At 61.9% G+C, this 19638-nt stretch carries 18 protein-coding genes; 9 read left to right on the top strand and 9 right to left on the bottom strand.

What is annotated here, in order from left to right; translation table 11 throughout:
• Positions 1–50 precede the first annotated feature (50 nt).
• From E4P09_RS12660 to E4P09_RS12675, 4 genes are all read right to left on the bottom strand, one after another.
• Entirely contained in the window at positions 51–1283 is a 1233-nt protein-coding gene (locus E4P09_RS12660; protein ID WP_137389950.1) for an acyl-CoA dehydrogenase, read from the bottom strand.
• Entirely contained in the window at positions 1264–3390 is a 2127-nt protein-coding gene (locus E4P09_RS12665) for a S9 family peptidase (protein WP_137389951.1), read from the bottom strand. The genes E4P09_RS12660 and E4P09_RS12665 overlap by 20 nt, the downstream gene beginning before the upstream one ends.
• A 177-nt stretch (positions 3391–3567) precedes the next feature.
• Complete coding sequence (gene msrB / locus E4P09_RS12670) at positions 3568–3981, bottom strand: peptide-methionine (R)-S-oxide reductase MsrB (RefSeq protein ID WP_137389952.1); 414 nt, start codon at positions 3979–3981, stop codon at positions 3568–3570.
• Between the two features lie 48 nt (positions 3982–4029).
• Positions 4030–4482, bottom strand: a complete 453-nt coding sequence (locus E4P09_RS12675; protein ID WP_137389953.1) for a MaoC family dehydratase — start codon at positions 4480–4482, stop codon at positions 4030–4032.
• A gap of 299 nt (positions 4483–4781) precedes the next feature.
• Between E4P09_RS12675 and E4P09_RS12680 the strand changes: the two genes are divergently transcribed.
• From E4P09_RS12680 to E4P09_RS12715, 8 genes are all read left to right on the top strand, one after another.
• Positions 4782–7124: a putative monovalent cation/H+ antiporter subunit A gene (locus E4P09_RS12680; protein ID WP_137389954.1), complete on the top strand. Its 2343-nt coding sequence runs from the start codon at positions 4782–4784 to the stop codon at positions 7122–7124.
• Positions 7112–7534, top strand: coding sequence for an MnhB domain-containing protein (locus tag E4P09_RS12685; protein ID WP_137389955.1), 423 nt, complete (start codon positions 7112–7114; stop codon positions 7532–7534). Before E4P09_RS12680 ends, E4P09_RS12685 begins: the two co-directional genes overlap by 13 nt.
• A gap of 1 nt (position 7535) precedes the next feature.
• On the top strand, positions 7536–7916 hold the full coding sequence (locus E4P09_RS12690) for a Na+/H+ antiporter subunit C (protein WP_137389956.1): 381 nt from the start codon (positions 7536–7538) through the stop codon (positions 7914–7916).
• A 16-nt stretch (positions 7917–7932) separates the two neighbouring features.
• On the top strand, positions 7933–9432 hold the full coding sequence (locus E4P09_RS12695) for a proton-conducting transporter transmembrane domain-containing protein (RefSeq protein WP_170984398.1): 1500 nt from the start codon (positions 7933–7935) through the stop codon (positions 9430–9432).
• Complete coding sequence (locus E4P09_RS12700) at positions 9429–9908, top strand: Na+/H+ antiporter subunit E (RefSeq protein ID WP_137389958.1); 480 nt, start codon at positions 9429–9431, stop codon at positions 9906–9908. Before E4P09_RS12695 ends, E4P09_RS12700 begins: the two co-directional genes overlap by 4 nt.
• Positions 9905–10267: an MrpF/PhaF family protein gene (locus E4P09_RS12705; RefSeq protein WP_137389959.1), complete on the top strand. Its 363-nt coding sequence runs from the start codon at positions 9905–9907 to the stop codon at positions 10265–10267. Before E4P09_RS12700 ends, E4P09_RS12705 begins: the two co-directional genes overlap by 4 nt.
• A complete protein-coding gene (mnhG, locus tag E4P09_RS12710; protein ID WP_137390300.1) occupies positions 10267–10698 on the top strand; it encodes a monovalent cation/H(+) antiporter subunit G in 432 nt (143 codons plus the stop codon). The genes E4P09_RS12705 and mnhG overlap by 1 nt, the downstream gene beginning before the upstream one ends.
• A 264-nt stretch (positions 10699–10962) precedes the next feature.
• Positions 10963–11400, top strand: coding sequence for a Ros/MucR family transcriptional regulator (locus tag E4P09_RS12715; RefSeq protein ID WP_137389960.1), 438 nt, complete (start codon positions 10963–10965; stop codon positions 11398–11400).
• Positions 11401–11607: 207 nt separating this feature from the next.
• Here the strand turns inward: E4P09_RS12715 and scpA are convergent, their stop codons facing one another.
• The 4 genes from scpA to E4P09_RS12735 form a co-directional block, all read right to left on the bottom strand.
• Positions 11608–13803, bottom strand: a complete 2196-nt coding sequence (gene scpA, locus E4P09_RS12720; protein WP_137389961.1) for a methylmalonyl-CoA mutase — start codon at positions 13801–13803, stop codon at positions 11608–11610.
• A gap of 42 nt (positions 13804–13845) precedes the next feature.
• Positions 13846–15750: a methylmalonyl-CoA mutase family protein gene (locus tag E4P09_RS12725; protein WP_137389962.1), complete on the bottom strand. Its 1905-nt coding sequence runs from the start codon at positions 15748–15750 to the stop codon at positions 13846–13848.
• Between the two features lie 154 nt (positions 15751–15904).
• Positions 15905–16291: a DUF4332 domain-containing protein gene (locus E4P09_RS12730; RefSeq protein ID WP_239025154.1), complete on the bottom strand. Its 387-nt coding sequence runs from the start codon at positions 16289–16291 to the stop codon at positions 15905–15907.
• Between the two features lie 94 nt (positions 16292–16385).
• Positions 16386–16760 carry a DUF2267 domain-containing protein gene (locus E4P09_RS12735; RefSeq protein ID WP_137389963.1) on the bottom strand — a complete coding sequence of 125 codons (375 nt, stop codon included), beginning with the start codon at positions 16758–16760 and terminating at the stop codon, positions 16386–16388.
• Between the two features lie 150 nt (positions 16761–16910).
• On the opposite strand from E4P09_RS12735, the gene E4P09_RS12740 reads away from it, so the two are divergent.
• On the top strand, positions 16911–18395 hold the full coding sequence (locus E4P09_RS12740; protein WP_137389964.1) for a helicase HerA-like C-terminal domain-containing protein: 1485 nt from the start codon (positions 16911–16913) through the stop codon (positions 18393–18395).
• A 43-nt stretch (positions 18396–18438) separates the two neighbouring features.
• Here the strand turns inward: E4P09_RS12740 and E4P09_RS12745 are convergent, their stop codons facing one another.
• The gene (locus tag E4P09_RS12745; protein WP_170984399.1) at positions 18439–19611 is read right to left on the bottom strand and encodes a sensor histidine kinase; all 1173 of its coding nucleotides are present in this window, start codon (positions 19609–19611) and stop codon (positions 18439–18441) included.
• Positions 19612–19638: the final 27 nt, after the last annotated feature.

Consider the following 19638-nt stretch of genomic DNA (forward strand, 5'->3'; position numbering starts at 1 on the left):
CCAAGCCTTGCTGCAAAGCAGCCCTTTGCAGCGAGGCTGTGCCTTGCCGCCTACTGGAAGGCCTGGATCCCGGTCTGGGCGCGGCCGAGGATCAGCGCATGGACATCATGCGTGCCCTCGTACGTGTTCACCGTCTCCAGATTGACCAGGTGACGGATGACATGGAACTCGTCGGAGATGCCGTTGCCCCCGTGCATGTCGCGCGCCATGCGTGCGATATCCAGGGCCTTGCCGCAGTTGTTGCGCTTCAGCAGGGAAATTGCCGGCGGCGCGGCGCGCCCGGCTTCGAGAGCCCGGCCGAGCGCCAGCGCGGCGTGCAGGCCGAGGGTGATCTCGGTCTGCATGTCGGCGAGCTTCTTCTGGATCAGCTGGTTGGCCGCCAGCGGCCTGCCGAACTGCTTGCGGTCGAGCGTGTACTGGCGGGCGGCATGCCAGCAGAACTCGGCAGCGCCCATGGCTCCCCAGGCGATGCCGTAGCGCGCCTTGTTCAGACAGCCGAACGGCCCCGACAGGCCCTTGGCATTGGGCAACAGGTTGCTGGCCGGGATCGCGCAATCCTCGAGCACGATCTCGCCGGTGATCGATGCTCTGAGCGAGAACTTTCCTTCGATGGTCGGGGTCGAGAAGCCCTTGGTGCCCCGCTCGACGATGAAGCCGCGGATGCCCTCATCCTCCAGCTTCGCCCAGACGACGGCCACGTCGGCCACCGGCGCGTTGGAGATCCACATCTTGGTGCCGTTGAGCACGAACCGATCGCCGTCGCGGCGGGCACGCGTCTTCATGCCGCCAGGATCGGAACCGGCATCGGGCTCGGTCAGGCCGAAGCAGCCGATGAATTCCCCCGACGCAAGCTTCGGCAGATATTTGCGGCGGTGCTCCTCGGTGCCATAGGCGTGGATCGGGTGCATCACCAGCGAGTTCTGCACGCTCATGGTCGAGCGATAGCCCGAGTCGACCCGCTCGATCTCCCGCGCGGCCAGGCCGTAGGCCACATAGCCAAGGCCCGCTCCGCCATATTCCTCGGGGATCATGATGCCGAGCAGGCCCAGTTCGCCCAGTTCGTTCACGACCTCGCGGTCGAACCGTTCGTCCCGGAAGGCGGATTGGATCCGCGGCATCAGCTTGGCGTCCGCATAGCTGCGGACACTGTCGCGGATCATCCGTTCTTCCTCGCTCAGGAGGAATTCGAGGCCAAGAGGGTCCTGCCAATCGAACGGGACCTTGTCGAGATCACCGCCTGCCGGCTTGGCTCCCGCCTGATTGCTACGCAGGGCTTGGCTCATATCTCTCTCCACTGGGTCGGCTGCTCGCTCGCGCTGTTATGCTGCAAGCGAAGGCATAGATCAACGCGACTTCTTTGAGATGGTCGAAACGTCCCGCGGCACCGACGTGGCCTGCTTCCATATGGGTGCGCAGCAGGAGCAGGTTGTTGTTCGTCCTGTTCGCCCGTAGCCGCGCCACCCATTTCGCCGGCTCCCAATAGGTCACGCGCGGATCCGTCAGGCCGGCCAATGCAAAGATGTGCGGGTAGTCCTGGGCCCGCACGTTCTCATAGGGACTATAGGACAGGATGTAGCGGAAGTCTTCCTCGCTGGCGATGGGGTTGCCCCATTCCGGCCATTCCGGCGGGGTCAGCGGCAGATCCGCATCCAGCATGGTGTTCAGCACGTCCACGAAGGGCACCTGGGCAATGATGCCGCGGAACAGCTTCGGCGCCATATTGGCCACTGCCCCCGCCAGCATGCCTCCCGCGCTGCCGCCCATGGCAATGATGTTTCCGCGGCTGGTATAGCCTTCGCTGGCCAGGTGCTCGGCCACCGCGATGAAGTCGCTGAACGTGTTCATCTTGTTGAGGTGCTTGCCGGCGCGATACCAGCCGTAGCCCTTGTCCTTGCCGCCGCGGACATGGGCAATCGCGTAGACGAAGCCCCGGTCCACCAGCGACAGCCTGTTCGTGTCGAATATGGCTGGCATGGTCAGTCCGTAGGCACCGTATCCGTGCAGCAGGCAGGGTGCCGTGCCATCGAGCGGCAGGTCCCTCGCATGGACCACGGAGACGGGCACCAGTTCGCCGTCCGGCGCGGGCGCCATCAGCCGGCGCGTCACATAGCGCCTCGGATCATGTCCGCTTGGCACCTCCTGTGTCTTGCGCAGGTCTCTTTGCCGCGCGGCCATGTCGTAGTCGAAGGTCTGGTTCGGCGTCGTCATCGATGAATAGGTGAAGCGGAGAATGGTCGTCTCGTATTCGAGGGTGTCGCCGAGCCTGAGCGCATAGGCCTCTTCATCGAAACGGATGTCGTGTTCCACGGCGGTTGCCCAATCGCGGATGACGATGCGCGGCAGTCCGTTCTCCCGTTCCAGCCGCACCAGGTGGCGCTCGAAGCACCGGCTGGCCAGGATGAAGCGGCCCAGCTGGTGCGGCACGATTTCCCGCCAGTTTCGGCGCTGCGGCGCGGCGACGGGCGCCGCCATGATCTTGAAGTCCTCGGCGCCGTCCGCATTGGTCAGGATCACCAGCTGGTCCTCGTGGTGGTCCACCGAATATTCGTGCCCCACCTGTCGCGGCTCGATCAGGACAGGCGGTGCTGAGGGCGCGTGCGCGTCGATCAGACGGATCTCCGATGTCTGGTGATCGTTGCATTTGATGATGATGTAGCGGCGGCTCTGCGTGGTCCCCAGGCCAACGAAGAACCCGACGTCCTTCTCCTCGTAGAGCAGGACGTCTTCCGCGATGGCCGTGCCGAGCCTGTGGGCGTAGACCCGGCGGGGGCGATGGCGGTCGTCGATCCACACGTAGAACAGGGTCTCGCCGTCGGCTGCCCAGGCCAAGTCCCCTGCCGTGCTGGGTATCACGTCCTCCAGGTCGGCCCCGGTCGCTAGGTCTCGGACGCGGATCGTGAAATATTCGCCACCCGTGTCGTCGGTCGCATAGGCGACCCGCCGGTGATCTGGGCTATGGACAACCGTGCCGAAGCGAAAATAGACGTGCCGCGCGCCCAATGCCTGGCCGTCGACCAGCACCTCGACCGGGCCGCCGTCACGGGGCTCACGGCAATAGGCCGGATGCTCGGCGCCTTCCTCGTAGCGAAAGAAATAGGCGAAGGGTCCGTCGGGAACGGGCACTCCCGAATCGTCCTCCTTGATGCGGCCGCGCAGCTCGCGGTAGAGTTCCGCCTGCAGATCCGCGGTGTGGGCAAGGGCTGCTTTCGTGCGCGCGTTTTCCGCTTCGAGATAGGTCCTGATCTCCGGGTCGAGCGCCTTGGGATTGCGCATGACCTCTTGCCAATTGGCTGCCCGCAGCCAGTGATAGGGGTCGTCCAGCCTGATCCCGTGATGGATCGTCACATGCCCGTGTCTGGGGGCGGTGGGCTCTACATCAAATTCCAGCATCGATTCCAGCATTCCTAAATTCCAATTGAAAACCGGGGCTACAACCCTCGCGCGAGGCGCGAGGCCCGGATCTCACAATCGATCTTTGGACAGTGAATTCGGCGGTCTTCCGCCCATGGCATCAGGTTATAGGGTCAGCGGGACGGTCCGGGGACAAGTTTTTGGCCGGGCGCCGGCCTATTTGTCCTCCGGCTCCAGCTTCAGCGCGGTGCCGTTCATGCAATATCGCAGTCCGGTGGGCTGGGGGCCATCCGGAAAGACATGGCCGAGATGGGCGCCGCAATTGGCGCATTGCACCTCGGTGCGCACCATGAAATGCGATCTGTCCTCATGTTCCGCTACAGCATCTTCACGTATCGGCTTGAAAAAACTGGGCCAGCCGGAGCCAGACTCGTATTTCGTATGGGAGTCGAACAAGGGGGCGCCGCAGCAGACGCAGGTATAGACCCCTTCGCGCTTCTCGAAGTTATAGGGGTGGCTGAAGGGTGGCTCGGTCCCACAGGCGCGGGTGACGGCGAATTGCTCCGGGGTCAGCTCGGCGCGCCATTCCTCCTCGGACTTCCTGACTTTCGGTTGCTTTTCTTCGGGCATGGCTCAACCTCTCGGCCAAAGCGGGCGGATGGGTTCTGCTTGATCGGCTTACTCGTAGAATATGGTGAGGAGTTCGGCGATCGCCACCGGTTTCGCCACGCCTTCGCGCTCCACGACGAACTCGGACACCGTTCTGAGCGAGCGGCTGCTGAGCACTGCCTTGGTCAGCGTCACCCTGCCGCGCAACCTGGTATTCACGGGGACCACCCCGGTAAAGCGGACGCGGTTGGCCCCGAGATTGATCAGCCGCTTCACGGACCGGACCGTGAAGATCCGGCTTGTGAAATGCGGGATGAGCGACAAGGTCAGGTAGCCGTGGGCGATCGGTTCCATGTCCAGTTCGGCGCGGGTCCGCTCCGGATCCACATGGATCCACTGATGATCGTCGGTTGCGTCCGCAAAGCGGTTGATCCGCTCCTGCGTGATCTCGAGCCAGTCGCTGACCCCGATTTCCCGTCCTTGGTCGGCGGCGAGATCGGCAAGCGTGGGATAGACCTTCATGGAGCCCGGTTCAGTACTGGGATGAGCCTCGGCGAGCTGGTCCCCAAGGGGATCGGAGCTTGCCTTGCCGTGTGACAGGCCCTCTTGCCTCCCATATCTTGCGGTCCGTTGCAAGCTGCTGCTCGATTTTGGCCTACGGTATGCCGTTTGGCGTTGGCGCGGTCGGTGCCATTCGATATAAGGCCAGGATTATCTCGATTGCTCGCAAGCTCAGGGTCTGGCGCGGCGGTAGCCGAGCCGCCGCTGCGATCACATTGGCGAGCACAGGTTGGCTATGAAACGAGGCTGAGACGAGCGTCATGTTGCCCGCCATTCTATCGTGCTTCCTTTTGGCGGGCATCGCTCCTCTGGTCTCACGATATGCGCAGCCAGCCGCCGGATGGCTCCTGGCTCTGCTTCCCTTTGTTCTGCTTTGGTATTTCGCGAGCTTCCTCACCACGATATCAGCGGGAAGCGCAGTCTCTCAGTCGTTGGACTGGCTGCCGCAATTGGACGTCGCCCTGTCCTTCCGGCTGGATGGCCTCAGTCTCGTCTTTGCGTTGCTCATCACCGGCATCGGCGCCTTCATCGTCATTTATGCAGGCGCCTATCTCGGCGGCCATCCCCGGCGCGGCGGCTTTCTCGCCGTTCTGCTGATGTTCATGGGCTCGATGCTCGGCCTGGTGTTGGCCGACAATATCGTTGCCTTTTTTGTCTTTTGGGAACTCACGTCGATCACTTCATTTCTGCTGATCGGGTTCGATCATGCCCGGTTCGCATCGCGCCGTGCGGCCATACAGGCGCTCGTGGTGACCGGGGGCGGCGGCCTCGCCCTGTTGGCCGGGCTGATCGCGATGAGTCTCGCGACGGGTGGGTGGGACCTTTCGGCCCTGAACCTGCAGGGAGATGCCCTGCGCGCGCACCCGCTTTACCCGATGATGCTGTGCCTCGTTCTGGTTGGCGCCTTTACCAAATCCGCCCAGGTGCCGTTCCATTTCTGGTTGCCCAACGCCATGGAGGCGCCGACACCGGTCAGCGCTTATTTGCATTCCGCAACCATGGTCAAGGCTGGCGTCTATTTGCTGATGCGGTTGACGCCTGCGCTCGGCGGGACCGAGCTGTGGAGCGGTGCGCTCACGGTGTTCGGCGGGGCGACATTGCTGGTCGGTGCTGTCCTTTCGCTTCGCCAGACTGACCTGAAGCTGATCCTTGCCTATACGACCGTGGGCTCGCTCGGGCTGCTTGTGATGCTTTTGGGCCTCGGCGTGGAAAAGGCGGTCGAAGCGGCCGTGCTCTATCTCATCGCCCATGCTTTGTTCAAGGGCGCCCTCTTCATGGTTGCCGGTATTGTCGACCACGAGACCGGCACCCGCGACATCACCGCCCTGGCCGGCCTTCGCCATGCCATGCCGTTGACCTTTACGGCCGCGATCATTGCCGCCCTGTCCATGTCCGGGCTGCCGCCACTGGTCGGCTTCATCGCAAAGGAGGCAATTTACGGCGTCACCGAGTCCGGCCTAGTCGTGACTACTGCGATTGCTGGCAACGCTCTCATGGTGGCTGCGGCCCTCGCAGTGGTATGGCTGCCCTTCACGGGAGCGATGGCGCCCACTCCGGAGAGGCCCCACGAGCCCTCACTTGGCCTGCTACTCGGCCCAATGGTACTGGCTCTTCTCGGCCTCTGCGCCGGCGCGCTTGTGACCGCATTCGGCAACCTGTTTGCCGCCGGAATGGTGGGCGCCATTCTGGGCCGTCACGTTTCCCTGGATCTTGCTCTTTGGCACGGGTTCAGTACGCCACTATTGATGAGCATCGGCACATTGGCGTTGGGAGTCGGCGCCTTTGCGCTCCTATCCCGCTTGCGGGCGGCCATCGGCTCGGTGCTTGCCACCCTTGGCTGGACCATGGACCGGGTCTATGACGCGGCGCTCTCGGGACTTGTGCGGTCTTGCCGGTTCGCCCTTCGGATTATCCAGCCGGGCCTGTTGCGGGTTTACATGCTGATGATCCTGCTCATGGTCACGGCAGCGCTCGTGCTACCGGCTCTTGCCCTCGGGCTTCCGATCAAGATGCCGCTGATCGAGGTCGAACAGGCTTTCCAAAACCTAAATGGTATCGCCATCATGCTGCTGGCTTTGGCCGGTGCATGCGCAGTGGTTTTCGTCAGGAGCCGGCTGAACGCCATCGTGGCGCTGGGCGTGCAAGGCGTTGCGGTAGCGCTCTTGTTCCTCATCTATGGTGCGCCAGACCTCGCCTTCACCCAGTTCATGGTCGAGATCCTCTCGGTGGCCATCCTCACCCTGGTGATGACGCGGTTGCGGCTGGACGTGGGCGACCGCCGCGAGATCAGCGACCGGCTCGTGCATGGCGGCATTGCGCTGGTCGCGGCCGCCGGATTGGGTAGCACTCTCGTCGCGCTCACCCAGCAGCCGCTGGACCTCCGGCTTTCCGCCTTTTTTGCTACGCACAGCGTTCCCGAAGCGCACGGGCGCAATATCGTCAATGTGATCCTCGTGGACTTCCGCGGTCTCGACACTCTTGGCGAGATCACCGTGGTCCTGATGGCGGGATTGGCGGCCCTGGCTTTGATCAGGATGAGGAACCGAGCCGCCGCATTGGGCGAAGATCAGGACAGCGAGAGGACGCGATCATGCGTACAGTAATTCTACGCACCATCGTGCCTATTCTGACAGGGCTAATGGCACTGTTCTCTGTCTTCGTGCTCCTGCGTGGCCACAACGAGGCGGGTGGCGGGTTTATCGGCGGCCTCATCGCCGCTTCGGCTCTCGCTCTTTATGGCATCGCTTGCGGCGTGCAATCGGCAAGACAGGCGCTGGTCGTTCATCCCATCGCCATTGCTGGGGCTGGCGTGTTCCTGGCCGGCGGCGCCGGTCTTTTATCGTTTCCTCTCAACCTGCCCTACCTCACCGGGCTTTGGTGGCCAGTTTATTTGTCCGCGATCACCACCGTCTACCTTTCCACGCCATTGCTCTTCGACATCGGCGTATACCTGGTGGTGGTCGGGGCGATCAGCAGCATCGCGTTTGCGCTGGAAGAGGGAGATTTCGACTGAGATGGAAGTGCTGCTCTCAGTCACGGTTGCGGGCCTGTTCGGTGCCTCCGTTTATCTGTTGCTGTCGCGCAGCTTGGTGCGGCTGCTTTTGGGGGTCGTCACCTTGGGCAATGCCACGAACCTGCTGATTTTCACGGCAGGCCGTATCCTCGGCACGGTTCCACCCATTGTGCCGGTCGACGCGAAAGCCCCTCCGGCCGACATCGCCAACCCTTTGCCGCAAGCCCTCATCCTCACCGCCATCGTGATCAGCTTTTCCCTATTCGCCTATGTGCTGGTGCTGAGCTACCGAGCGTACCAGGATCTTGGCACCGACGATTCCGACGAGATGCGCCTCGCCGAGCCCGTTGCCCAGCCCTTCCGCGAGCAGACCGATGAATGAGGCTGCCACAGCTCCGGTGGCCTGGCTTGCCATTGCACCGGCGATTTTTCCCTTGCTGGCCGGAGCATTGCTGATTGTGTTTAGGGGCAATGTTGCACTCCAGCGCTGGCCGGCGCTCTTAGTGCTGGTCGTGCAGGTCGCTCTCAATCTTGGCCTGCTGAGCGAGGTTTACCATCACGGTGTGCTATCCCTCACCATGGGCAATTGGCTGCCGCCGTTCGGCATCAGCTTCACTGTGGACATGTTAGGTGCCGTGCTGGCATTCACCAGCGCCCTCGTCGCCCTAGCCTGCGGCGTGTACGCCTTCGGCGAGATCGATCAGCCCTCGACCCGCTTCGGCTTCTTTCCCATGCTGCTGGTTCTGGTCGCCGGCATGAATGGCGCGTTTCTCACGGGCGATATTTTCAATCTTTATGTCTGGCTGGAAATCCTGCTGATCTCCTCATTCGGACTGATCATCCTCGGCGGCAGGGCAGTTCAGCTTGATGGCGGCGTGAAATACGCCTTCCTCAATCTGGTGGCGACGACCATCTTCCTGATTGCCACGGGACTGCTTTATGGCGCTATGGGCACGCTGAATTTTGCAGACCTGGTCGGCAAGGCGGCGGCCTATCCCAGCCGCGGCCTCATCGCAGTGATTGCTACCCTTTATCTCGTCGCCTTGGGCACGAAGGCCGCAGCCTTCCCGCTGTTCTTCTGGTTGCCTGCCTCCTATCACACACCGAAATTTGTGGTTTCGGCGCTCTTTGCGGGGCTGCTCACGAAGGTTGGCGTATATGGCATCTATCGCGTTTTCACTGCAGTCTTCGCCGGCGACGAGGCCTTCGCCGCCAAGATCGTCACTGGTGTTGCCGGGCTTACCATCCTGCTTGGCGCGGCCGGCGCTGTCGCTCAGTCGCGCCTGCGCCCCATGCTGGACTATTTGGTGATTGGCGGCATCGGCTACATGCTGCTTGGTTTCGGGTTGGGTACCGAGGCCGCGCGGGCCGCCGGCATGTTCTATATGGTCCAATCGATGCTGGTGATGGCGGGCCTTTATCTCTTGTCCGGTCTCGCTGCTGGCAGAGCACGTGGCGGCGATGCTTTCGCGCCCGTTCACTGGGCTGAGGCTCCCGCGCTTCTCGCTATTCTGTTCCTCTGCTTCGGCTTTGCGGTTGCCGGGCTGCCCCCATTCTCCGGCTTTTGGCCGAAGTTCATGCTGGTGCGAGAAAGCCTGGCCCAGGGGCTGGGTTGGGGTGTGGCGACTGTGCTCATCGGAGGTTTCTTGACGACCATCGCGATTGCCCGGGCATTTTCCGCCATGTTTTGGCAGCCACAGGTTCAGCGCCCAGAGGAGGAACTACAACCTTCGCCTCCGCCGCGCTTTGCCACGATCTTTCCAGTCCTTCTTCTGGCGAGCAGCGCAGTGCTGCTGGGTTTGCTGCCCGATCGTCTCTACCTATTTGCGGAGGCCGCGGCTCATGGCCTGTCCGATTACGCGCCTTATATCAAAGCTGTTTTCGGAGTAGCTCCATGAACAACCGGCTTCTGCCACTCAACTTGATATTGGCGCTGGTGTGGGTGGCGGTGACAGCTACCTTCACAGTCGCCAATTTTCTGTTTGGCCTCCTGCTCGGCGCAGGCGCCCTTTGGCTTGTACGTGAGCAGTTCCCGACCGAGCGCTATTTCGGCCGCACGATTTCCGTCGTGCGCCTGCTGTTGACCTTCATCGTGGAGCTCACCAAATCGACTTGGACCGTGGTGAAACTGGTTTGGTCGCCCTCTCCCCGGTATGAGACCGGCTTCGTCGCATTGCCGCTGAGTGTGAAATCAGACCGTGAGATCACGCTGCTGGCAAATCTGATTACCTTGACGCCCGGGACACTCAGCGTGGATGTCTCCGACGATCGGAGTACTTTGTATATTCACGCTTTGGATGCCCCCGATGTCGAAAGCTTGCGGCGGGACATTGCTACGGGTTTCGAGCAGAAGGTACGGGAGGCGCTGCGATGAGCGTGAACATTGGCGGCATCGTCTCGTTGTCCCTGTCCATCGGCTTTGCCGCGCTGCTGCTCGCATTCGCGCTAATCTTCATCCGGCTTATCAGAGGCCCGACGCTACCGGACCGTGTGGTGGCTCTCGACCTGCTGACGGTCGTCGCCACGGCCTTCATTCTGCTGCTGGCCATCAAGAATCATGCTGGCGCGTTCGTGGACGTGGCGATCTCCCTTGGTCTCGTGGGGTTTCTGAGCACGGTTGCCTTTGCACGCTACGTGATGTTCCGCCGACTAAATCCGTTGGGGGCTTCGCGTGAAACTCAAGAGGAGCATACCGGCCCGTCGGATACCGTGGAGGGGAATCAGCAATCATGATGACTGAGCTCGCCCACGTCATCATCGCTATGTTGCAAGTTGTGTGCATCGTCCTGGGCAGCTTCCTCTGCCTCAGTGCTGCGGTTGGCATTTTGCGCTTTCCCGATGTCTATGCGCGAATGCATGCGGCCAGCAAGGCGGGCACCTTGGGCCTCGGGTTCCTGTTCCTTGCCAGCACCGTTCATTTCGGCAATCTCGAGATCACCATTCGCGCTGCCGTCGGCGTTCTATTCTTCGTCCTCACCGCTCCAATTTCCGCACATCTCCTCGCGCGCGCCGCCTACTGGGCGGGTGTAAAGCCGTGGGAAGGCGCCGGTGTTGACCAGCTGTCTGGGCGCTACCATAAGGAGACGCATAGGTTAGACGGATACCCATTCGAAAAGCGATACGCGAAACACATTCCCAAGGGTTCAGAAAATCTGGACACGTAGAAAATCTGTCGCAGTCTGTTTTGTATTGCTTGAACAGAATACGGAACTCTGCAATAAGCTTTTATCGTTGCACACAGTTTCGGAGCAACGAATCAGGTTCTTAGACCTAGCGGTCGAAGGCTCGCTGCGCGCTGATAAACACATCAGTGGCTGAGAATGTCGATTGCGGCAGTTTTGCTGCTGATCTGGTGAAAACACGAATGCCACAAAGCGTGCTGTCACGAACCAGAATAGAACATGTTGGCTAAGGAGCTTTAGAGAGTAATGGAAGCATCGGTAAATAGTGGACCGGCTACGGACATTGGTGAGCTTGCAGAACTGACGGCTGAAATTGTCGCTGCCTATGTAGCCAATAACGCAGTTCCCTCGGAATCCCTCCCCGGTCTGATCAAGGACGTTTATCGGGCCCTGACCGGCACCTTGGAAACCGAGGAGAAGCAGGTCGCAGAATTGAAGCCTGCTGTGCCGTTGCGCCGTTCGGTTACGCCGGACTACATCGTCTGTCTCGAGGACGGGAAGAAGTTCAAGTCGCTGAAGCGGCATCTTCGTACGCAGTACAATATGACGCCCGAGCAGTACCGGGAGAAGTGGGGTTTGCCTGCCGATTATCCGATGGTAGCGCCCAACTATGCGGCAGCGCGGTCGGATCTGGCCAAGAAGATGGGCCTCGGGCAAAAGAAACGTCGCCGGGCCAGCAAGTAATCCTGGCCGGCGCTTCCTCCTTGTCGTGGCAGTCGGCTTGAGGGTTATTCTGCGGCTCAACCCAGCCGCAATAACCATCGGCGGCGCTGGAGACGGGAAGCGGGCGTCGCTGCTGGCAGATAACAGACATGTCGTTTTTAGTGGAAAGCCCTGCGCGCATGCAGGGCTTTTTGCTATTCGGGAATGGATGACAGCGGCTTTGAAATGCTATTCTGCCGCTTGGGCGTAGCCCAGCCGCCGACGCAGGGTATGGATCAGATCGGTCGCAGCATCAGCGATATTGGTGCCGGGCGGGAAAATCGCCGAAGCTCCGGACGCTTTCAGTTCGTCATAATCCTGGGGTGGGATAACACCGCCCACCACGATCATGATGTCCGGCCGGCCTAACTCCTCTAGCGCGCGCTTCAGTGCGGGAACAAGGGTCAGGTGCCCGCCCGCGAGCGAAGACACGCCCACGATGTGCACATCATTCTCTACTGCCTGCCGCGCAACCTCTTCCGGCGTTGCAAACAACGGTCCAATATCGACGTCGAAGCCGAGGTCGGCAAAGGCCGATGCGATGACCTTTTGTCCGCGGTCGTGGCCATCCTGGCCGACCTTGGCGACCAGAATGCGTGGCCGCCGGCCATCCGCTTCCTCGAAAGCGTCGACCTTGGCGCGCGCCTTGTCGACTGAACTGGACATGGCCTGAGCCTCCCTGCGATAGACGCCCTGAATGGCTCTGATCTCGGCGACATGCCGGCCGAAGACCCGCTCCATGGCAGCCGAGATCTCACCGACCGTTGCCTTGGCACGGGCAGCGTCCACTGCCGCTGCTAAGAGATTGCCCTCTCCGGCCGCCACCGCGGTTAGCCGTTCCAACGCCGCTTGGGTTTCCGCATCGTCCCGTTCGGCCCTCAGTCGCGCCAGTTTTTCAAGCTGCCGGGCGCGCACGGCGGAGTTGTCGACCTTCAGGATCTCGACCGCAAGGTCCTCCTCGACCTTGTATTTGTTGACGCCGACCACGGTCTGGGCCCCGGTATCGATGCGAGCTTGTGTGCGGGCCGCCGCTTCCTCGATGCGTAGCTTCGGCACGCCCGCTTCGATTGCCCGGGCCATGCCGCCCAGCTCTTCCACCTCAGCAATGTGAGTGAGCGCCTTTTCGGCAAGATCGTGGGTCAGCCGCTCCACGAAATAGCTGCCGCCCCATGGGTCGATAAACTTGGTGGTGCCGGCCTCCTGGATCAGGAACAGCTGGGTGTTGCGCGCAATCCGTGCCGAGAAGTCGGTGGGCAAGGCAAGCGCCTCGTCGAGGGCGTTGGTATGGAGCGACTGGGTGCCGCCGTGAACGGCCGCCATGGCTTCGATGCACGTGCGGGTCACGTTGTTGAAAACATCCTGAGCGGTCAGAGACCAGCCCGATGTCTGGCAATGGGTCCTCAGCGAGAGCGACCGTTCATCCCTGGGGTTGAACTGCTTCATCAGCTTGGCCCAAAGCACGCGGGCAGCGCGCATCTTGGCCACTTCCATGAAGAAGTTCATGCCAATGGCCCAGAAGAAGGAGAGCCGCGGGGCGAAGCTGTCGACATCAAGGCCCGCATTGAGCCCGGCGCGCACATATTCGATGCCGTCGGCCAGGGTGTAGGCCAGTTCCAGATCCGCCGTCGCCCCTGCCTCCTGCATGTGATAGCCAGAGATCGAGATCGAGTTGAACTTCGGCATCTTCTGCGAGGTATAGGCGAAGATATCGGAGATGATCCGCATAGAGGGCTTGGGCGGATAGATATAGGTGTTGCGGACCATGAACTCCTTGAGAATGTCGTTCTGGATGGTCCCCGACAGCCTTTCCGGCGGCACTCCCTGCTCTTCGGCGGCAACGATATAGAGCGCCAGCACCGGCAGCACGGCGCCGTTCATGGTCATGGACACGCTCATCTCGTCGAGCGGTATGCCGTCGAAAAGGGTGCGCATATCGAGAATGGAGTCGATCGCCACCCCGGCCATGCCGACATCGCCGGCAACCCGTGGGTGGTCCGAGTCATATCCGCGGTGGGTGGCAAGATCGAAGGCGATGGACAGCCCTTTTTGACCGGCTGCCAGATTGCGCCTGTAAAAGGCATTCGATTCTTCAGCGGTCGAGAAGCCCGCATATTGGCGGACGGTCCAGGGCCGCGTCACGTACATGGTGGGGTAAGGGCCGCGCAGGAAGGGCGGTATGCCAGGCAAGCCCTTGATGAAGTCGAATCCGTGAATGTCCTCCGCGCCATAGGCTGGTTTGAGCGCCAATCCTTCCGCCGTCGTCCAGACGTGGTCCTCGAGCCCCGCCTGCCCTGCTGCTGCGTCGGCCGCCGCACGCCACAGCTCAGCCGAGGCGGCAAGCTCCGTCTTCAGCGGCACGGTGGTGAAATCCGGGATCTCTGTCATTGCCTCAACTCTTCTGGATTTCCGGCAAATCGAGTTCAGGGCTCAGGCGCTCTTACTCAGAATATCGTACACGTCACGGAGGCCCGCAAGAACGTCTGCCCCTTCGAAGAAGAAGCCGTGCAAACCGGGATCTTTCAAGGTCTGTTCTGCATCTCCCGGGCGCCCGGCCAAATAAACGGCGCACGCACCAGCATTTTTGAGCGCCTTCGCAGTCGGGGCGGCCATCGTCTCGTAAATCGCGTCGCTCGAGCAGATGATGGCGAGTTTCGCACCGCTCTCCTGAAATTCCCGTGCTACATCCTGCGGATTATCACAGCCGCGCCCAGGCAAAGCGGCAATTCCGCCCGCCTCGAACAGATTGCGGGCCCATGTGGTGCGCGTATTGAAGTCGGCCAATCGGCCGAGATTGGCCAGAAAAATCTGTGGCCGCTGGCCCGTGTCTGCCGCAATGGCATCGCCCTGGTCCCGCAGAGCTTCGAACTCGGCGGCAAGCGGCCGCGGCTGCAGCGGATCCACCTTGGTTTCGCCTTCAAACCGTGGGGCGCCGGGTTCAAAGGCCGGTTGCCCGCTCGTCTCCGCCACCTGCGCTGCGGCTTCATCGAGCTTGGGGAATGCAGACACGCCGGTGACCAGGCGCTTGCGCCGGGCATAGTCCCGGGTGCGCGCCACGGCAGCCGCATGGACCATGGTCTGCACGTGTCCACTAAGAAGGGCTACCGCCATGCCACCCCTGGCCTCGATTTCCTGAAAAAGCGCCCAGCCCTTTTCGGCCAGCTGATCGGTAAGGCGCTCAATAGCCCAGGCGCCGCCGGCCGGATCCGCCACGCGGCCTATCCCCGACTCTTCCTGCAGGATTAGCTGCACGTTGCGCGCGATCCGGCGGGCGAAATCGTCCGGCAGACCAAGTGCGGCGTTGTAGGGCGCGACCGTGATCAGCTCGGCGCCAGCAATCCCCGCCGCGAAGGCGGCTGCAGTGCCCCGCAGCATATTCACCCAGGGATCGCGGCGCGTGATCATGCGGGCCGCGGTCTCCACGGCCAGCCGCGGCGGCTTGGCAGCCAAGCCGCAAGCTTCGGTCACGTTGGCCCAAAGCCTGCGAAAAGCACGGAGCTTGGCTATGCTGGTGATCACATCGGCGTCACTGACCAGGGTAAAGCCGATCACCGCAACTGCCTGTTCAAGGCTAAGGCCCGCGGTTGTAAGGCCGCGCAGGTAAGCAACACCGGTTGCCAAGGCGATCGCCAATTCCTGTCCTTCAGTAGCGCCGGCGGCATGATAGGGGCGCGTGTCCGCGTTCATCACCTGCACATCCGCGTAACCGCGTACCGCCGCTGCAAGCCTAGCCGCCGGACCCAAGTGATCATTGACGGTGCCCGGCAGGCTTCCCCGTCGCGCCAGGCAGCCGAGCGGATCTATACCGAAGGCGCCGCGCCGCTCTGCCTTGTCGACAGCGCCAGCAGACCAGAGGTCGATGAGCCATTCCGCAAGCTCGAGAGCGCGTATTCCAGCGTTCAGCCGCACGGGAACCGCGCCGATGACCACGTCCTTCAAGACGATCGCGAGATCTTCGGCCCGCCAAACGCCAATACCGGGTGCGTGCGGATCCTCCGCGATCATGAGATCCACCGAATCGACACCATTGGCCAGTGCCTCCAACAAGGCCCTATTCGCTCGCTCCGGCGATGGATCCATAATGGGTTGAGCGACAGTCCATGGTCTTGGCAACGGCTGAATTGGAGAGGCGCCGCGGGTGAAGGGAGGCAGTCCTGGCCATTCCGGCCGTACCTTGGTCCACGGCCCCCCCAGGGGATCGACCGCAATGCCGTCGTCGGTTCGCCAGACCAGCCGTTTGTCGTAGTCGGCGCCTTTGAGCGTTGCCTCTACGCGCCTGAGCCAGTCATCCCGTGTCGGGGTAGGAAAATCGGGCTGATCGAAGGAACCGGACATCGGCGCTGCCTTGCTGTTCGCCACGGTCGATAGGATTTGACCGGTGGGTTATACAATGCTCCCAGAACACAGCAAGCCCCGATCACGCTGCCGGTGCGTCAGCTGTACGCCTTCGCCGCGCCCGCATGTCTGCCACGCGGAACCAAGCCCTCAGTCAATGCGTGATGACGATAGGAAGTTGCTTTGCCTGGGCGATCCAGTTTGCCACGCGCTTCTCCCCGGGGGCTTCGCGCACCAGGCGCTGCTGCGCGTTGACCGCACTGAGAGCGGCTGCCAGTCTGCCGGGGTTGCGGTTGCGCAGATCCTTGACAGTTTCAACTCCACCCGCCTGAAGCAATTCTGAATAATCCTGTCCGATGCCGCGGATGCGCATCAGGTCGGCCATGTTGGCCCAGCGCAGAATGAGCGCCTCGCATATGCCCGTCTCGGCCGCCAACTGGCGCCGCCCCCTGCGATCCTTCGCCCTGCTCAGCAGAAGTCTATGGCTTCTGATCCCAGCCTGGTTCAACCGTTCCAGGCGCGCCTGGTCGACGCCATCCATGCTCGCGATTGAGCGCCCCATGTCCCCGCCTTTGTTTTTTCCCCGTGTCGATTTAAGACCACATTGCGGGTGTTCGTAAATGGGTGTGATAGGATCATACAAAGGCAGACATTCCTGGGATCGATCGCGCAACGTCCTTGACCAGAGGCTCGCCACATTTGGCCTTAGCGTGCGCCAAGACCTGTCTGCCAAGCTCCTTGCTCTGCTCCGCGCTCAAGCCGGCTGCCTTCAGCTTCGATAGGGCGACCACCGGGCCGGCCACGGACGAGAACGCCCCAAACAGCCCGCCGCTTCGTTCGCCATATTGCGCTGCCATAGCATCAGCACCGGGCAGTTGATCGAACATCTGCTGCACCTTGTCGGCATCTCCGTGCTGCTTGACCAGGCCGAGCACAACGCCGATCGCGCGTTCCGCTACCGCCCGATCGATGCCCAACCGCATGGAAACCGCATCGATCAGCTCATCCATCTACGCTCTCCATATCTCGCTGTGTTGCCAAGCGATCTCACTTGTCTCATTCTCGGCACCCTCTCGCGGCCAGCGTTGCTCCTTGCACGGTTTTGTAGCACGTTCAGAGACGGCCGAGACAATGATTTGGCTAGCACAAGGGCAAGGCAAATGGCGAATGCTGACGCTGTTTTCATAGGACGGAGCGTAAAGCCCGAGGAGCTTCTGCTGCGCTTTGGCAACCGTCACGGGTTGATCACCGGTGCTACCGGTACCGGAAAGACCGTCACGCTCCAGATCATGGCAGAGGGCTTCTCCAAGGCCGGAGTTCCTGTCTTCGCTGCTGACGTCAAGGGCGACCTTTCGGGCATAGCCGCCGCGGGCGGGCCGAATGATGCCATTATCGCGCGCGCCAAGCAGGTCGGCATGGACGATTTCGGCTTCGAGGCCTTCCCCACCATCTTTTGGGATCTCTATGGCGAGCAGGGCCACCCGGTGCGCACCACCATCACTGAAATGGGACCGCTACTGCTGTCCCGGCTGATGAGCCTCACGGAGGCGCAGGAGGGCGCACTCAACATCGCGTTCCGCATTGCCGACCAAGAGGGCATGGCACTCCTGGACATGAAGGACCTGAGGGCGATGCTCTCCGATCTGGCCGGCCGCGCCAGCGAACTCCGAACCGATTTCGGCAATATCGCGCCGGCTACCATCGGGGCGATCCAGCGTCGGCTGCTGGTGCTCGATGAGCAGGGGGCAGACAACTTCTTCGGCGAGCCCGCGTTGTCGATCTCAGACCTCATGCGCACCACGCCCGATGGTCGGGGCTATATTAGCATTCTTGCCGCCGACAAGCTGATGCAGGCGCCGGCGCTCTATTCGACCTTCCTGCTATCACTCATGTCGGAGCTGTTCGAGCAGCTTCCGGAGGTCGGCGATCCCGACAAGCCCAGGCTCGTCTTCTTCTTCGACGAGGCGCATCTGCTCTTTGACGAGGCACCGCCCGCGCTGCTCCAGAAGGTCGAGCAGGTGGTGCGGCTGATCCGCTCCAAGGGCGTAGGCATCTATTTCATTACCCAGAATCCGCTCGATATTCCCGATACCGTGCTAGCCCAGCTCGGCAATCGCGTGCAGCACGCACTGCGCGCCTATACCCCCCGCGAGCAGAAGGCGGTCAAGGCTGCTGCTTCCACCTTCCGGCAGAATCCGCAGATCGATACCGAAACGGCGATCATGCAGCTCGGCACGGGCGAGGCGCTCACGTCGATGCTGGAGGACAAGGGCGTGCCCTCGATGGTGCAGAAGACCCTGATCCGGCCACCCTCCTCTCGGCTTGGGCCGATCACTCCTGACGAGCGCCGGGCTCTGATCACCAAAAGCCCCGTCTATGGCATCTATGAACAGGCCGTTGACCGGGAATCTGCCTACGAGATCTTGACCAAGCGCGCCCAGGAGAAGGCGGACGCCGCTGCAGCCGCGGCTGCAGAGGTGGCCGCGGCCAAGCAACAGAGGCAAGTCTCGTCAAGCGGGGCGAGCCGGACGCTCGAGACAATTACGGATCGGATCGTACGGAACGTGGCAAGCCAGGTCGGCACCCAGATCGGCAGGGCCTTGATGCGCGGCATTCTGGGAAGCCTAACCGGAGGTCGCAGATAGCCAACGGAAGCTGGCGCGTGGGCGGCGTCCGGTCAGGATCGCGCTACTCTGCGACGGTTATCGAAAAGCGTGCACCGCGGCCATCCTCGCCGGGGCCAACAGACAACCGGCCGCCGAGCTGCTGTGCCAGAACGCGGACGACCTTCATACCGAGGCCGCTCTTCCTGCGGGGATCAAACCCCTGGGCAAGGCCGGGCCCCTGGTCAACGACCGAGAGCATGAAGCCAGTGTCGGCGAGGCGCTGTAGCGACACGGTAATGCGACCTTCGCCGTATTTGGCGGCATTGGTCACGAACTCATTCACGATGAGGCCGATCGGCACGATCTGCTTTGCAGGGATCTCGATGTCCTCACCCTCGACAGTGAGATCAGACAAGCGAAGCATCTGCGAGAGACCCGCGCACAGGTTGCGGAGATAGGTCACGCACGGCACGTTCTGAACGGAGGCATCGAGATAGAAATGGCGGTGGACCTGGGCTACGGTGGACACTCGGCTTGAGGCGCTGCGCAAATGCTCCGCGGCTTCCTCGCTGCTGACCGACCGGCTCTGCAGCAGCAGCAGGCTGGAGACGAGCTGCAGACTGTTCATGATACGGTGATCGGTTTCCTGCTTCATCAGCTCGGCTCGCTCTAGAGCCCGTTCCTTTTCGGCCATCACCTCCGAAATCTGCGCCACCGCCCGGCTCTGGCTTTGACGGAGTTCGAGCTGATTTATCGCGAGCGCTGCAAGATCTTGGAGCAGACCGACCTCCGGCTCGTTGAGCTGTCGCGCCACCCGGTCGGCAACGGTAAGGGTGCCCACGCGGTAGCCATCGCTGGTGACAAGGGGAATGCCAGCATAGAAGCGCATGCCGACGGTTCCTGCCACCAGCGGATGCGCCATCGCGCGGGCATCGGCGCGCGCATCAACGATGATGTGGGGCTTGCTTGTGAGAATGGCCGTGGCGCACAGGCCCGGTCTGCGCTCGATCTGATCAAGCTCAAACCCATGCTGCGCCTTGAACCAGACCCGGTCGGCATCGACGAGGCTAATGAACCCAATGGGCGTCTTCGCCAGGCGGCTTGCCATTGAGACAATGCGGTTAAGCACCAGGTCGATTACCGCATCCGAAAAGTCATAGCGCCTGAGCGCCGCGAGCCGCTCGGCTTCATAGCCGGGCGAGAGCCCGGACGGCTCCAACACGCTTTCCGGATGTCGCCTGATCTCGCTCAGCATTTGCCTCATTCGCCAGGGACAGTGGCT

Origin of the sequence: Rhodoligotrophos defluvii (genome assembly GCF_005281615.1) — a bacterium.
GTDB classification, from domain to species: Bacteria; Pseudomonadota; Alphaproteobacteria; order Rhizobiales; family Im1; genus Rhodoligotrophos; species Rhodoligotrophos defluvii.